Source organism: Bacillus sp. 2B09, assembly GCF_003946835.1.
Classification (GTDB): Bacteria; Bacillota; Bacilli; order Bacillales; family Bacillaceae; genus Bacillus; species Bacillus altitudinis.
In genome coordinates this window covers 233,779-248,292 of the sequence record NZ_RPSG01000004.1, presented here as the reverse complement: position 1 = coordinate 248,292, position 14,514 = coordinate 233,779, and the positions used below count along the sequence as shown (strand labels likewise).

The window sequence follows — 14,514 nt, the reverse complement described above, 5'->3', positions numbered from 1 at the left end:
AAATTTACATGATCTTTACAATGAATTCATGTTTTGTTAATCAATCATTGGTAGGATGAATAGGAACCCCTTCATCCAAGGAGCCAATTTTGGAAGGACGAAAACACTTGTTGTTTTCGTCCCTTTTTTATGCAGGCTCGTCTATTTTCTTTTCAAAATAAACTTTGATAAAATGAACATACAATGTGCGAAAGAGACGGCTGAGCCGGCTCAGTCGATGGAGGATTAAAAGATGACAGATCAAAAGAAATTAGTACTTGTGGATGGAAACAGTCTCGCTTATCGAGCTTTTTTTGCTTTACCGCTATTATCAAATGATAAAGGCGTACATACAAATGCCATTTATGGCTTTGCGATGATCTTAATGAAGATGCTGGAAGACGAGAAGCCGACTCATATGCTCGTAGCATTTGATGCGGGTAAAACCACCTTCCGTCACGAGACCTTTAAGGAATATAAAGGCGGAAGACAAAAAACTCCGCCAGAACTATCAGAACAAATGCCGTTCATCCGTGAGCTATTAGATGCTTATCAAGTGAAAAGGTACGAGCTTCCGCAATACGAGGCGGATGACATTATCGGCACACTGGCTGTAGAGGCAGAAAAGGACGGCTTTGAGGTCAAAATCTTCTCAGGAGATAAAGACTTAACGCAGCTTTCAACAGACCATACAACAGTAGCCATTACGAAAAAAGGGATCACAGAAGTAGAATATTACACACCGGCACATATTGAAGAGAAATACGGACTCAGGCCAGATCAAATCATCGACATGAAAGGGCTGATGGGAGACTCATCAGACAATATCCCGGGCGTGCCTGGTGTCGGTGAAAAAACAGCGATCAAATTACTAAAGCAGTTTGAAACGGTTGAAAATCTGCTTGATCATATTGACGAAGTCAGCGGGAAAAAGCTAAAAGAAAAGCTTGAAGAATATAAAGAACAAGCGGTGATGAGTAAAAAGCTGGCGACGATTCTCGTAGAAGCACCAATAGATGTATCAAGCAAAGAGCTCGCCTATGAAGGTCCTCACATGGAGCAGGTCATCTCGCTTTATAAAGAACTGGGCTTTCAAACACTGCTAGAGCGTTTAGGAGAAGCGCCAGAATCAGATGAACCAGTAGAAATAGACGAACTAGACGTGAAGAAAATGACAGATGTCACGGAGGACATGCTGACAGATCACGCTGCACTTGTGGTAGAACAGCTAGGAGACAATTATCACGAAGCCGATTTGATAGGGTTTGCGATCCATAATGAGAACGGTGCATTTTTTATGACAAAAGAAGATGCTCTGCAATCTGAAGCGTTTAAACAATGGGTACAGGATGAAACGAAGAAGAAATGGGTCTTTGATTCCAAAAGAGCGGTTGTTGCGCTCAGATGGCATGATGTTGATCTAAAAGGTGTCGATAACGATGTCCTGCTCGCTTCCTATGTGGTCAATCCGCAGAAATCCTATGAGGACGTTGCAAGTGTGGCGAAGGAATATGGCCTGAACATAGCCCTTTCCGATGAAAAAGTTTACGGAAAAGGAGCGAAACAGGCGATTCCACCTGAAGAAGAGCTAAAAGACCATCTTGGAAGAAAAGCAGCAGCGATCTCTGCGTTGCATGATTTGACCCTTGAAGCGTTAGAAAAGAATGATCAGCATGAGCTGTATGAAGATTTAGAGTTGCCACTTGCCCTCATCTTAGGTGAAATGGAATCTCTTGGGGTAAAAGTGGATGTTGAACGTCTTCAGAAAATGGGTGAAGAACTCACGAAGAAGCTGAAGGAATATGAAGAAACCATTCATCGGTTAGCAGGAGAAACATTTAACATCAATTCACCGAAGCAACTTGGTGTGATTTTATTTGAAAAATTAGGACTGCCGGTTATCAAAAAGACCAAAACAGGCTACTCTACGTCTGCGGATGTCCTTGAAAAGCTTGAAGACAAGCACGAAATTATTCGGTCCATTCTGCATTACCGTCAAATAGGAAAGCTGCAATCCACTTATGTGGAAGGCTTAATGAAAGTGACGCGCAAAGATACGCATAAAGTGCACACAAGATTTAATCAGGCACTTACACAAACAGGAAGACTAAGCTCAACAGACCCAAACCTTCAAAACATCCCGATTCGTTTAGAAGAAGGCCGAAAAATTCGTCAAGCGTTCGTTCCGTCAAAAGAAGGCTGGCTCATGTTTGCAGCTGACTATTCTCAAATTGAGCTGCGTGTACTCGCGCACATTTCTCAAGATGAGAACTTGATTGAAGCTTTTACGCAAGATATGGATATTCACACGAAAACAGCCATGGATGTGTTCCATGTCTCAGAAGAAGAAGTGACTTCCTCTATGAGAAGACAGGCCAAAGCTGTCAACTTCGGAATCGTATATGGAATTAGTGATTATGGACTGTCTCAAAATCTTGGGATTACAAGAAAAGAAGCAGCGGCCTTCATTGACCGTTATTTAACAAGCTTTAAAGGCGTGAAAACCTATATGGAGGACATCGTGCAGGAAGCAAAACAAAAAGGATATGTGACCACGCTTCTTAAACGTAGACGATATATCCCAGATATCACAAGCCGTAATTTTAATGTGAAAAGCTTTGCGGAAAGAACGGCAATGAACACACCGATCCAAGGCAGTGCCGCCGATATCATCAAAAAAGCGATGATTGATATGGCACGAAAGTTAAAAGAAGAGAATCTGCAGGCAAATCTGTTATTGCAAGTGCACGATGAACTGATCTTTGAAGCGCCAAAAGAAGAAATCGCCATATTAGAAAAAATCGTCCCAGAAGTCATGGAAAGCGCACTTCAGCTCGATGTGCCGCTAAAAGTCGATTTCGCTTCAGGCCCATCTTGGTACGACGCAAAATAAAGAGAGAGAAAAAGGAGCGAGGAGCATGCCGGAATTACCAGAGGTTGAGACCGTCCGGCGCACTCTTCAGCGGTTAGTAAAAGGAAAAACGATTGAAACGGTCGATATCAAATGGCCAAATATCATCAAACGTCCTGGGGAACCGGAAGAGTTCGCTAGAAGGATGGTAGGAGAAACCATTCAAACCATTGAAAGAAGAGGGAAGTTTCTACTCTTTCATTTAGACCACTATGTGATGGTCTCCCATTTAAGAATGGAAGGGAAATACCGTGTACATGAAACGGGTGAGCCTTATGATAAACATGTACACGTCGTCTTTACGTTCACAGATGGTACCGAACTTCGGTATCATGATGTCCGTAAATTTGGGACGATGCATCTATTTCAGCCAGGCGAAGAAGAAAAAGAACTTCCGCTATCACAGCTGGGGTATGAACCTTTTTCAGACTCATTTACACCAGACTATTTATGGGAGCAATTAAAGAAAACCTCCCGCGTGGTCAAAACGGCTTTACTTGATCAAAAAATCGTGGTAGGCCTCGGTAATATTTATGTAGATGAAGTGCTGTTTAAATCAGGCATTCATCCAGAAACAAAAGCGAATCAGCTAAGTCTTGCATCTTGCAAGGTGCTCCACAAACATATTATTGACACACTTCAAGTGGCTGTTGATGCAGGAGGTAGCACCATTCGTTCCTACATCAATTCACAAGGTGATATTGGGACTTTTCAGTTACAGCTTCTTGTATATGACCGGCGGGGAGAACCTTGCCAGACGTGCGGAAGTATCATAGAAAAAACAGTGGTTGGAGGGCGCGGCACTCATTTTTGTGTGACCTGCCAAAAACGCCCTTCATAAAAGTAAGCCGTCAGCATGCTTCCTTTTTGCCATGCATACGATAAAAAACATTCTTTTTTCAGCAAGGTGTAGACTGACACACAGCCCACCTGCTCTTCATATAGTGAAGAAGAGTCTAAGGACGCCTAGAGACTCTTGATCATCGTTGCATGAACAGAAAGGAAGAGTACAGGTATGATTTCGTTTTCGCTTCTGTTTTTAGCTATTGCCGTCAGCATTGACAGCTTTTCTGTAGGTTTTACGTATGGTCTTCGCAAGATGAGGATTCCATTTAAAGCCATCGTTATTATTGCTTGCTGTTCAGGAATTGTGTTGCTCATTTCCATGCTGATTGGCAGCCTGCTCACGACATTCCTCCCTGTCTCAGTGACAGATAAACTGGGTGGAGGCATTTTAATTGCCATCGGACTTTGGGTTCTGTATCAATTTTATAAACCAGCGAAAGAGCGTGATTTGCTCCTTCATGAAAAAACACTTCTCAATGTAGAAGTGCAGTCTCTTGGGCTTGTCATTCATATTTTGCGAAAGCCTACAAGTGCAGATATTGACCGCTCTGGCACCATTAATGGAATGGAAGCGGTGCTTCTTGGAATTGCTTTATCCATCGATGCATTTGGTGCAGGGATTGGTGCAGCGATTCTTGGTTTTTCTCCAATTGTCATGAGCATCACGGTCGCTGTGATGAGTTCTCTTTTTGTATGCATCGGACTGCGTGCAGGTCATTATTTGGCCAATTGGCGCTGGATCGATAAACTCGCATGCTTACCAGGGCTGTTGCTCATTTTAATTGGGGTGTGGAAGCTGTAAAGGAGGAAACGAATTGACGCTCGTCATTGGATTAACAGGCGGGATTGCTAGCGGAAAAAGCACAGTCTCGCAGATGATAAAAGAGAAAGGCATTCGGGTGGTGGATGCAGATATCATTGCAAAAGAAGCGGTTTCTAAAGGATCGCCTGCCCTTCATCAAATCGTTCAAACTTTTGGTGAAGAGGTTCTTCTGCCAAATGGTGAACTGAACCGGCAGCAGCTTGGAGCGATCATTTTTTCTGATGAAGAGAAAAGAAAAAAGCTCAATGCCATCGTTCATCCTGAAGTCAGAAAGGAAATGCTCAAGCAGCGTGATGAAGGGGTCAGCAACAATGAAACATTTGTTGTGCTTGATATTCCGCTCCTATTTGAGAGCAAGCTGGAAGGGCTGGTCGACCGTATCATCGTTGTGTACACGACGCCTGATTTGCAGCTGTCGCGGCTCATGAATCGAAACGACTTGAGTGAGGAAGAAGCGCTGAATCGCATTCACTCCCAGCAGTCTCTTGAGGAAAAATGCCAAAAAGCAGACCGCGTGATAGAAAACACAAAAGATCTCGCTTTTATGAGAAAGCAATTAGAGAACATATTAAACGAATGGGAACATACAGATAAGTAAGAGTACATACAGTACTCTTCTTTTTTTATGCTTTTTTCGTCAATTTCATTGCAAAGAACAGCCCTTTTTTGAAAATATACGTTTATATACTGGCAATTACATTCTAATGTGATATACTAATTTCATAAATAAATTTATTGAGTATAACACATAATAGAGGAGTGACCTGTTCATGAAGGTAAAAGCAGCGATCAATGGGTTTGGCAGAATTGGACGCATGGTCTTCAGAAAAGCAATGCTTGATGATCAAATTCAAATTGTAGCGGTGAACGCAAGCTATCCTGCCGAAACGCTAGCACATTTAATTAAATATGACACAAATCATGGACGTTACGAATGCGATGTGACAGCAGAAGATGACGCGTTGATTGTCAATGGCAAAAGAGTGCTTTTGCTCAATAATAGAGACCCAAAGCAGCTTCCATGGGGAGAGCTTGGGATTGATATCGTGATCGAAGCAACAGGGAAATTTAATTCAAAAGATCAAGCGATGGGCCATATAGATGCCGGAGCGAAAAAGGTCGTACTTACAGCTCCAGGTAAAAATGAAGACGTTACAATTGTAATGGGTGTCAATGAGGATGATCTTGATCCTGAAAAGCACGTCGTTATTTCAAACGCATCATGTACAACAAACTGTTTAGCACCAGTTGTCAAATTGTTAGATGATGAATTTGGCATCGACAACGGTTTAATGACAACGGTTCATGCTTATACAAATGATCAAAAAAATATCGACAACCCCCACAAGGATTTGCGCCGGGCAAGAGCATGTGCCCAGTCCATCATTCCAACGACGACGGGTGCCGCTAAAGCGCTTTCTTTAGTGCTGCCGCACATGAAAGGGAAATTACATGGACTTGCACTTCGAGTGCCAGTTTCTAATGTATCGATGGTTGATCTTGTGGTCGACTTGAAAAAAGATGTCACAGCAGAAGAGGTCAATGCTGCCTTTGCAACGGCTTCAAAAACATCTCTTGCTGGCATATTAGATTACACCGATGAACCACTTGTCTCCACAGACTTTAACACAAACCCTTATTCTGCTGTCGTTGATGGACTTACAACGATGGTGATGGAAGGCAGAAAAGTAAAAGTTCTTGCATGGTATGACAATGAATGGGGCTATTCTTGCAGAGTGGTTGATCTTGTAAAGTTTGTTGGTTCCCAGATGAAAGAGCTTTCAGCTGTTTGAAATGAAGAAGACTGAACGTCCCTTTTCAAGAAATGAGAGAAAATCCCACTAAAAACACAGCTTGCAAAATGGGTCTAAACAAAGTATACTATTTTTCGTGAACTTCTTGTTCGCAGACTCATTCGGGTATACTTAAAGGGTTAGGACCTCTTTGGACTAACTTTCCCCCGTGGTATATGTCCGGTCCGGCTGCTTAGAACTTCACTCTTTCATTCTTGTTTAAAGGGGGGTCCATGATGGAAACAATCGGACGTCACGTTATCTCCGAGTTATGGGGATGCGACTGTGATAAACTGAACGACATGGATTTTATTGAAAAAACGTTTGTAAATGCAGCTTTGAAATCAGGAGCTGAAGTAAGAGAGGTTGCTTTTCACAAATTTGCACCTCAAGGAGTAAGTGGAGTTGTCATTATTTCTGAATCTCATCTGACAATTCACAGCTTTCCTGAACATGGTTATGCGAGCATAGATGTTTATACTTGCGGCGATCTAGATCCGAATATTGCAGCAGATCATATCGGAGATGAACTAGGTGCTGAAACAAGAGAAAACATCGAAATTCCTCGAGGCATGGGACCTGTACAAGTGAAACAGGCGCAAGCCAAAGCACTGTAAACATAAAAAAGATTGCAATGGGAGCTGGCCAAAAGCATTAAATGCCTTTGTGTTATGCTCCTTTTTATATTTGTTTCATACACGGGCATCCAGCATGATCCAACCTGTCTATACTTTTGTTCTAGGAAAACAAAGGTTTTTTTTATAAAATAAAGAAGAGGGTTTATGACAAAGGGGATACGTGTATGACTTTAGGACAAAAGCTCAAACGATTCATTTCAAATCATACAGAAACATCTGACCATCATCCAGTGTCAGAGCTGAAAAGCCATTACTACAAATCGACACAAACTCAAGCTTTTCAAGCGGTAGAAGCTGTTCTTTCAAGAAACGATTCCTATCAAGTGACATCTGTTTCAGCAGAACGAGGTGAAATCAGCGCAAACATACGAACGCCGAAAAAAGCTTTTCTCGTGGCGACTGTCATTTCAATTCGTCCTTTTGAAACAGCTGTCGATTTTAATGTGACAACAGAAACAGCACTGCCAACAGACTTTGGCTACAGTCAAAAGGCTGTTTTGTCCCTCTATAAAGAACTAGACAAACAACTTCCAAGAAGAGATCGGAGCTGATGAAATGAAATGTCCCACATGTCAGCACCTTGGCACAAGGGTGCTTGATTCAAGACCAGTAGATGAAGGGAAGTCCATCCGTCGGAGAAGAGAGTGTGAAAGCTGTCAATATCGCTTCACGACGTTTGAAAAATTAGAAGAATTGCCATTGATTGTGGTGAAAAAAGAAGGAATTCGAGAAGAATTCAGCCGGGAAAAGATGCTGAGAGGCCTCATTAAAGCGTGTGAAAAGCGTCCTGTCGCTTTAAAACAGCTCGAGGATGTCTGCTTTAACATCGAGAAGGAATTGCGTAACCAAGGCATGTCAGAGGTGAAAAGCGAGCTTGTAGGGGAAATGGTGATGGACGAGCTGGCGAAAATTGATGAAGTGTCTTACGTCAGGTTTGCGTCGGTATATCGTCAATTTAAAGATATCAATGTATTTATTGATGAATTAAAAGATTTATTAAAGAAAGAACGCTAAAAAAGAGCTGAAGATTCTTCATGCTCTTTTTCCTGCGTAAAGCGTAAAACGCAAAAAGAGTGTACAATGAAGACAACCGTATTAAGGGAGGATCAGCATATGACAGAGCATTGGAAGGAAGTGCTAGCCGTCGATCCGTATGTCGTCAAAAGCGCTTCATTGCTCGGTGACATCGATAGACAGCTTATTACTCTTTTATATCAGCCGCTTATTGGCATGTCCGCTTTCAGTTTATACATGACGCTCTGGGGAGAGCTGGAACAAAATCGAATGTGGGGGAAACCCGCACCTCACCGTCAGCTGATGGTGATGCTGCAAACGAATTTAAATGATATTTTTGAGGAGCGCTTAAAGCTTGAAGCGATCGGATTACTCCGCACATATGAACAGGAAACGGAAGAAGGCAGACTGTTTACATATGAGCTCGTGCCGCCGCTGAGACCGGATGAATTTTTCCAAGACGGTATGCTGAATGTCCTTTTGTATCATCGGGTAGAGAAAGCAAAATATATGCAGCTTCGTGATTATTTTTCTTATCCAGGAGTTCCTGCTGATGCAAAGAACATCTCCCGATCGTTTGAAGAAGTGTTTCACGTCTTGCAGCCAGGAGAGCGCAAGATGACAGAGGAAATCAATCAGGCGTCATCGCTTGACGAGGGCTACGAATATGTGACAGTTGGCTCAAGTCAGCCTGCACCGCTTTCAGATGAATCTTTTGATTTTGATCTCCTGTTAGTAGGCATGTCGGACATGATGATTCCGAGAAAAGCTTTGACAAAGCAAGTGAAAGAGACAATTAAGAAGTTAGCGGTCGTCTATGGTATCACCCCGCTGCAGATGCAAAATATTGTCGCAGGTGCCTGTGGCTCAGATCAGATGATATCAACTGAGGATCTGCGAAAAGCAGCGAGAGACTGGTATCAAATTGAATACAGAGGCGAACAGCCGAAGCTGATTGATCAAAAACAGCCAAGACATTTACGTCACAATGTCACGCAGAATTCAGGTGCAGATGCACCAGATGCGAAATTGATTGAAAAGCTTGATCATATTTCGCCTAGAGAGCTTCTAAAAGATATGGCAGATGGCATTGAGCCGACGTATGCAGACTTAAGAATTGTTGAAGATATTATGCTTGAGCAGCAGCTAGAGCCTGGGGTCATGAATGTCCTGATCTACTATACACTGCTAAAAACCGATATGAAGCTGTCCAAAACATATATGCAGAAAATCGCCGCCCACTGGGTGCGAAAGAAAATTAAAACCGTGGCAGCTGCTATGAAAATTGCCAAAGAAGAGAATAGGCAAATGACAGAATGGGCGCAGCAAAAAAATAAACGTCAATCATATGGATCAGGAAAAGTGATCCGCGAGGAGAAGCTGCCTGACTGGATGAAGGAAGCTGAAACGAAAGAACAGCCGAAAGAACAGACAGATAACTTGTCTACAGAGGACCTCGAACGAGAAAAAGAAAAATTGTTAGATCAGTTTAATAATATGAAAAAGTACAATGCACATTAATGTGAGGTGAGATGGAGATGAAACCGATCGGTCGTTCATTTGATCAGCTAAAAGGGCGGGTTGATTTTCGCGTGAGATACAATCAGATTAAAGAAAGTGTCCTAGCTGATGAAGATGTAAAAGCTTTTTTAAAGGAGCATCAAGAGGACATCCAAGAAGACATGATCAATCGCAGCTTGAACAGACTCTTTGAATATGTACAGCAATCAAAGGGCTGTTCTTACTGCTTAGAGGAAGAGAATGTAAATGTCATTTTAGACGGGTATCACCCGAAGCTTGTGATCAAAGGTCAGAGCATTGATATTGAATATTCCCCTTGTCCTGTCAAACTGCGGCTTGATAGACAGAAAAAACAGCAAGAACTTATGAAAAGTATGTATATTCCACAGAATGTTCTTCAAGCGACGTTTGCTGATTTAAATGTGGTTGGAAGACAAGAAGTCATTCAAAAAGTAGGTCAATTCTTGCAAAGTTATGATGAAACAGGTAAGGGAAAAGGCCTTTATTTACACGGGAAGTTTGGGGTCGGAAAAACATTTATTCTGGCAGCAATTGCGCAGCAGCTAGCGGTAAAAGAGTATCCATCTCTCCTTGTATACGTGCCTGAATTTGTGAGAGAGTTAAAAAATTCGTTAGCCGATCATACACTCGAAGAGAAGCTAAATATGGTCAAATCAACACCAATTTTAATGCTTGATGATATTGGAGCAGAGTCGATGACAAGCTGGGTACGAGATGAACTTTTAGGAACAATCTTGCAATATCGCATGGCAGAGCAGCTGCCGACTTTTTTCTCTTCTAATTTCTCACCGAATGAGTTAAAGCATCACTTTACGTACTCACAGCGCGGGGAAAAAGAAGAGGTGAAGGCAGCTCGATTAATGGAACGTATTCTCTACCTAGCTGAACCAGTTCTGCTTGAAGGGGAAAATCGCCGTCATTTATAAAAAGATAGGTCACGTGAAGGGGAGCGGATGCAATGAATAAAAGAAAATGGCTGCTTTTCCTCGTGATTGGGGTTGTAGCTGCTGTGCTATGGTGGCTCAACAAACAGCATCTTCAACTGTCGCCGAAAGATGTGAAGAATTGGATTCTTCAATTTGGGATGCTGGCTCCCTTTGTCTTTCTTTTCTTATCACTTTTTCGTCCATTTGTGCTTGTCCCTCTCACCGTCTTTTCGCTAGCAGCAGGTTTGGCATTCGGCAGTGTCCTTGGGACCATTTATGCCTTAGCTGGTGCGACAGCAGGTGCAACAGGATCTTTCCTGCTTGCCTCAACCTTCCGTTCAAACAAGCAGGAAACCGAATCAAGCAATCGGAAGCTAAAAGCGGTGACGTCCCGTATTCAAGAGCATGGATTTCTTTATATCCTCTTATTACGCATTGCACCCATTCACTTTGATTTTGTCAGTTATGCCGCAGCAGCTTCACGTGCGAATTATCGTGCATTTGCGGCAGCGACTTTTTTAGGGTTAATACCTGGTACTGTGGCATTAAATGTCCTTGGATCAAGCTTTGTAAGCGGAAATTATGCCGCCTTAGCGATTGTTTGTTTGATTTATTTGATCTTTATCTTAGTGCCACTGATTTTAAAAAGAAAGATGCCTGATTTATTTTAGGCGTCTATTTTTTATGTTCCCCCCATATATATGTAACAGATGTCGTTAGGGGGGACAAACATGCTTGAAATAATCTTTGAAGATGAATATGATACCGCCGCTTTTTTACATCTTGCTGAACACTTGGACAGTCGGCATCACATTTCGATTCAACAAGGGAAAGACCGGCTTCTCATAGAAGCGAAAAAATCAGGAGAAGCCATAGAGCACATTGTGCGGACATTACTGATTCACTTTTTTTTGGAATGCAAAGAAAATGAACGCATGCGTAGCATCCTTGAAAACACATACTTATTTAAAGATCCAGAAGAGCAGCACCAAATTCTTTCAATCGCACATAGCATCATGAAAGGGGATCTAGATGATATCCCTGGAATTCATCAAGACCCACCGAGGGAGGATCTGTTAAAAAAAGAGCTTGAGACGATTTCTTTACAGAAAGGTGTTTTTTCCATTGGTTCATTTATGACATTTAGGCTCTCAGCGTATGACAGAAGGCTGAAGAACTATGTTGAAGTATCCATCGAAGAATATAAAATGGAACAAGAATATCAAAACTTTATTCAATCCCTTCGAGACTATGTGATGTCAAGAGAACCTAAGCTTGAAAAAGTACATGTTGTGCATCAGGACCGCCTGATGATTTGGGAATTTCGGTACGCTTCTGAGCGTGATCAAAAACAATACATAGACAGACAGTTTGTAAGAGAGCATCCAATGTATATTGATTCGCAGTTGATTGCACCGCTAGTATCCATTGCGCCACAAAAAATTGACCTATTTACAGATGATACAGGTCACTCGATGGTGCAAACCATTCAAAATATTTTTCAAGAAAGAGTCGAGGTATTCCCGCCTCATTCGTTTCAAGAACAGCATGTACAATTTGTTCCTAGCCATTTGGAAAAGAAAAGTGAAAAGCTTTCTTGATTTTCACGAAAAAACGTTTTATAATACGGTGTAACTTCATACAGAGACCGTATTGATAAGGACATGAACAAATGAACACCCGCTTAAAGAGAGGGAAGCCGCGGCTGAAAGCTTCCTAGCAGAGGACCATTTGCTTTACCACCTTTGAACATCAGCTGTGAACTGTTTAGTAATAGCTGACGGGAATTCCCGTTATTGAACCACAAGCCGTATTTGCTTTTGACAAAGCAAGCTGCAAATACGGGAAAAAGGGTGGAACCACGATTCCGTTTATTCAACCTCGTCCCTTTCCAGGGGGCGGGGTTTTTATATTGCCAAAAAAAGGAGTGACTAGAGATGTCAGAACAAATTCAACTTACATTTCCCGATGGAGCAGTCAAGGAGTTTGACAAAACAGCTACAACAGAAGACATCGCGGCATCAATCAGCCCAGGCCTAAAGAAAAAAGCGCTTGCCGGTAAATTGAACGGCAAAGAAATAGATCTGCGTACGCCGCTGTTAGAAAGTGGAACAATCGAGATCATCACAGATAAGAGTGAAGAAGCGCTCGATATTATGCGCCACAGCACAGCGCATTTACTAGCACAGGCAATCAAACGCATTTATGGAAAAGAGCATCACGTCCAGTTTGGCGTAGGCCCTGTCATCGAAAATGGCTTTTACTATGATGTCGACATCGATGTAGCGATTACACCTGAAGATTTACCAAAGATTGAAAAAGAAATGAAAAAAATCATTAACAGCAATTTGCCGATTGAGCGCATTGAAGTTTCAAGAGCAGAAGCGAAAGCACGCTTTGAAGCAATTGGCGATGAATTGAAGCTCGAGTTGTTAGAGGCAATCCCGGAAGGCGAAGCTGTCACAATTTATGAGCAGGGTGAATTCTTCGATCTATGCCGCGGCATTCACTTGCCGTCTACAGGGAAAATCAAAGAATTCAAGCTGTTAAGCCTTGCAGGTGCTTACTGGAGAGGCGACAGTAACAACCAAATGCTACAGCGTATTTACGGAACAGCTTTCTTCAGCAAAGAAGAATTAAACGAGCATTTACGTCTGCTTGAAGAAGCAAAAGAGCGCGATCACCGTAAACTAGGAAAAGAATTGAAACTGTTTGCGAACTCTCAAAAGGTGGGCCAAGGTCTTCCGCTCTGGCTGCCAAAAGGGGCAACAATCCGCCGCGTCATTGAGCGTTATATTGTTGATAAAGAAGTACGCCTTGGTTATGAGCATGTGTATACACCCGTTCTTGCGAGTGTGGAATTGTATAAAACATCAGGCCACTGGGCGCATTATCAAGAAGATATGTTCCCGGTCATGGAAATGGACAACGAAGATCTTGTCCTTCGTCCAATGAACTGCCCGCACCATATGATGATTTATAAAAATGAACCTCATAGCTATCGTGAACTGCCAATTCGGATTGCAGAGCTTGGAACAATGCACCGCTATGAAATGTCAGGCGCTTTATCCGGCCTTCAACGTGTTCGCGGGATGACATTAAACGATGCCCATATCTTTGTTCGTCCAGATCAAATCAAAGATGAGTTCATCCGCACAGTTCGTTTAATTGAAGAAGTGTATCAAGACTTCGGCTTAAATGATTATACGTTCCGCTTATCTTACCGTGATCCAGAGGATACTGAGAAGTATTTCGACGATGATGCGATGTGGAATAAAGCACAGTCTATGCTGAAAGATGCAATGGACGAGCTTGGACATGACTACTATGAAGCAGAAGGCGAAGCGGCATTTTATGGTCCGAAGCTTGACGTCCAAGTAAAGACAGCTCTTGGAAAAGAAGAGACTTTGTCTACTGTACAGCTAGACTTCTTACTTCCAGAGCGTTTCGATCTCACATATATCGGAGAAGATGGAAAACACCATCGTCCAGTTGTCATTCATAGAGGAGTTGTGTCCACAATGGAACGCTTCGTTGCCTTCTTAATTGAAGAATACAAAGGAGCTCTTCCAACATGGCTGGCACCTGTACAATTCCAAGTCATCCCGGTTTCACCATCTGTCCATCTAGATTACGCGAAAAAAGTGCAAGAACGTTTGCAGCTTGAAGGACTGCGTGTAGAACTAGACAGTCGTGATGAAAAAATAGGATACAAAATTAGAGAAGCGCAAATGCAAAAGATTCCGTACATGCTGGTTGTCGGTGATCAAGAAGCAGAAAATGGCGCGGTCAATGTAAGAAAATATGGGGAACAAGATTCAGAAACAATGGATCTCGAAGCTTTTGTGAAACATGCAGTCGCAGAAGCAAAAAAATAATGAAGGCGCACGAAACAGTCAGTGATCTCATCTATTGAGGTTGCTGGCTTTTTTCTTATGGAAAAAAATTCTCCACTAGTGATCCATTTGCGCAAATGATACGTTTAGATAGTACGAAAGTATGGGTAAGTATGTACTATTAGAGAGAGGCAAATTGGGGGAAT

Annotated in this window: 13 protein-coding genes and 1 other annotated feature; all 13 genes read left to right on the top strand. The window is 42.3% G+C overall.

Annotated features, from left to right (window positions below):
• Positions 1-232: 232 nt before the first annotated feature.
• Positions 233-2,872 (top strand): DNA polymerase I, encoded by a 2,640-nt coding sequence (polA, locus tag EBQ12_RS10735; protein ID WP_050827545.1) that lies wholly within the window; start codon positions 233-235, stop codon positions 2,870-2,872.
• Positions 2,873-2,897: 25 nt separating this feature from the next.
• On the top strand, positions 2,898-3,731 hold the full coding sequence (gene mutM, locus EBQ12_RS10730) for a DNA-formamidopyrimidine glycosylase (RefSeq protein ID WP_007501686.1): 834 nt from the start codon (positions 2,898-2,900) through the stop codon (positions 3,729-3,731).
• 174 nt (positions 3,732-3,905) lie between these two features.
• Positions 3,906-4,538 (top strand): sporulation membrane protein YtaF, encoded by a 633-nt coding sequence (ytaF, locus tag EBQ12_RS10725; RefSeq protein ID WP_007501684.1) that lies wholly within the window; start codon positions 3,906-3,908, stop codon positions 4,536-4,538.
• Positions 4,539-4,551: 13 nt separating this feature from the next.
• Positions 4,552-5,157, top strand: a complete 606-nt coding sequence (coaE, locus tag EBQ12_RS10720) for a dephospho-CoA kinase (RefSeq protein WP_125589947.1) — start codon at positions 4,552-4,554, stop codon at positions 5,155-5,157.
• A gap of 172 nt (positions 5,158-5,329) precedes the next feature.
• A complete protein-coding gene (locus tag EBQ12_RS10715; protein ID WP_008346043.1) occupies positions 5,330-6,352 on the top strand; it encodes a glyceraldehyde-3-phosphate dehydrogenase in 1,023 nt (340 codons plus the stop codon).
• Between the two features lie 236 nt (positions 6,353-6,588).
• Positions 6,589-6,969, top strand: coding sequence for an adenosylmethionine decarboxylase (speD, locus tag EBQ12_RS10710; RefSeq protein ID WP_003216492.1), 381 nt, complete (start codon positions 6,589-6,591; stop codon positions 6,967-6,969).
• Between the two features lie 185 nt (positions 6,970-7,154).
• Complete coding sequence (locus EBQ12_RS10705; protein ID WP_008346039.1) at positions 7,155-7,541, top strand: hypothetical protein; 387 nt, start codon at positions 7,155-7,157, stop codon at positions 7,539-7,541.
• A 4-nt stretch (positions 7,542-7,545) separates the two neighbouring features.
• Positions 7,546-8,004, top strand: coding sequence for a transcriptional regulator NrdR (gene nrdR, locus EBQ12_RS10700; RefSeq protein WP_003216720.1), 459 nt, complete (start codon positions 7,546-7,548; stop codon positions 8,002-8,004).
• Positions 8,005-8,103: 99 nt separating this feature from the next.
• Positions 8,104-9,525 (top strand): replicative helicase loading/DNA remodeling protein DnaB, encoded by a 1,422-nt coding sequence (gene dnaB / locus EBQ12_RS10695; RefSeq protein ID WP_125589945.1) that lies wholly within the window; start codon positions 8,104-8,106, stop codon positions 9,523-9,525.
• Positions 9,526-9,542: 17 nt separating this feature from the next.
• Complete coding sequence (gene dnaI, locus EBQ12_RS10690) at positions 9,543-10,472, top strand: primosomal protein DnaI (protein ID WP_008346034.1); 930 nt, start codon at positions 9,543-9,545, stop codon at positions 10,470-10,472.
• Positions 10,473-10,504: 32 nt separating this feature from the next.
• On the top strand, positions 10,505-11,143 hold the full coding sequence (locus EBQ12_RS10685) for a TVP38/TMEM64 family protein (protein ID WP_108611307.1): 639 nt from the start codon (positions 10,505-10,507) through the stop codon (positions 11,141-11,143).
• Between the two features lie 60 nt (positions 11,144-11,203).
• On the top strand, positions 11,204-12,073 hold the full coding sequence (gene ytxC / locus EBQ12_RS10680) for a putative sporulation protein YtxC (RefSeq protein ID WP_008346029.1): 870 nt from the start codon (positions 11,204-11,206) through the stop codon (positions 12,071-12,073).
• Between the two features lie 43 nt (positions 12,074-12,116).
• Positions 12,117-12,364, top strand: a binding site (T-box leader).
• Between the two features lie 45 nt (positions 12,365-12,409).
• Entirely contained in the window at positions 12,410-14,350 is a 1,941-nt protein-coding gene (gene thrS, locus EBQ12_RS10670) for a threonine--tRNA ligase (RefSeq protein ID WP_125589943.1), read from the top strand.
• Positions 14,351-14,514 lie beyond the last annotated feature (164 nt).

Bases quoted from the DNA above. Each gene is read 5' to 3' on its own strand.
- polA (WP_050827545.1), top strand. From the start codon at position 233: ATGACAGATCAAAAGAAATTAGTACTTGTGGATGGAAACAGTCTCGCT.
- nrdR (WP_003216720.1), top strand. From the start codon at position 7,546: ATGAAATGTCCCACATGTCAGCACCTTGGCACAAGGGTGCTTGATTCA.
- EBQ12_RS10715 (WP_008346043.1), top strand. From the start codon at position 5,330: ATGAAGGTAAAAGCAGCGATCAATGGGTTTGGCAGAATTGGACGCATG.
- speD (WP_003216492.1), top strand. From the start codon at position 6,589: ATGGAAACAATCGGACGTCACGTTATCTCCGAGTTATGGGGATGCGAC.
- dnaB (WP_125589945.1), top strand. From the start codon at position 8,104: ATGACAGAGCATTGGAAGGAAGTGCTAGCCGTCGATCCGTATGTCGTC.
- dnaI (WP_008346034.1), top strand. From the start codon at position 9,543: ATGAAACCGATCGGTCGTTCATTTGATCAGCTAAAAGGGCGGGTTGAT.
- mutM (WP_007501686.1), top strand. From the start codon at position 2,898: ATGCCGGAATTACCAGAGGTTGAGACCGTCCGGCGCACTCTTCAGCGG.
- thrS (WP_125589943.1), top strand. From the start codon at position 12,410: ATGTCAGAACAAATTCAACTTACATTTCCCGATGGAGCAGTCAAGGAG.
- EBQ12_RS10685 (WP_108611307.1), top strand. From the start codon at position 10,505: ATGAATAAAAGAAAATGGCTGCTTTTCCTCGTGATTGGGGTTGTAGCT.
- EBQ12_RS10705 (WP_008346039.1), top strand. From the start codon at position 7,155: ATGACTTTAGGACAAAAGCTCAAACGATTCATTTCAAATCATACAGAA.
- ytxC (WP_008346029.1), top strand. From the start codon at position 11,204: ATGCTTGAAATAATCTTTGAAGATGAATATGATACCGCCGCTTTTTTA.
- ytaF (WP_007501684.1), top strand. From the start codon at position 3,906: ATGATTTCGTTTTCGCTTCTGTTTTTAGCTATTGCCGTCAGCATTGAC.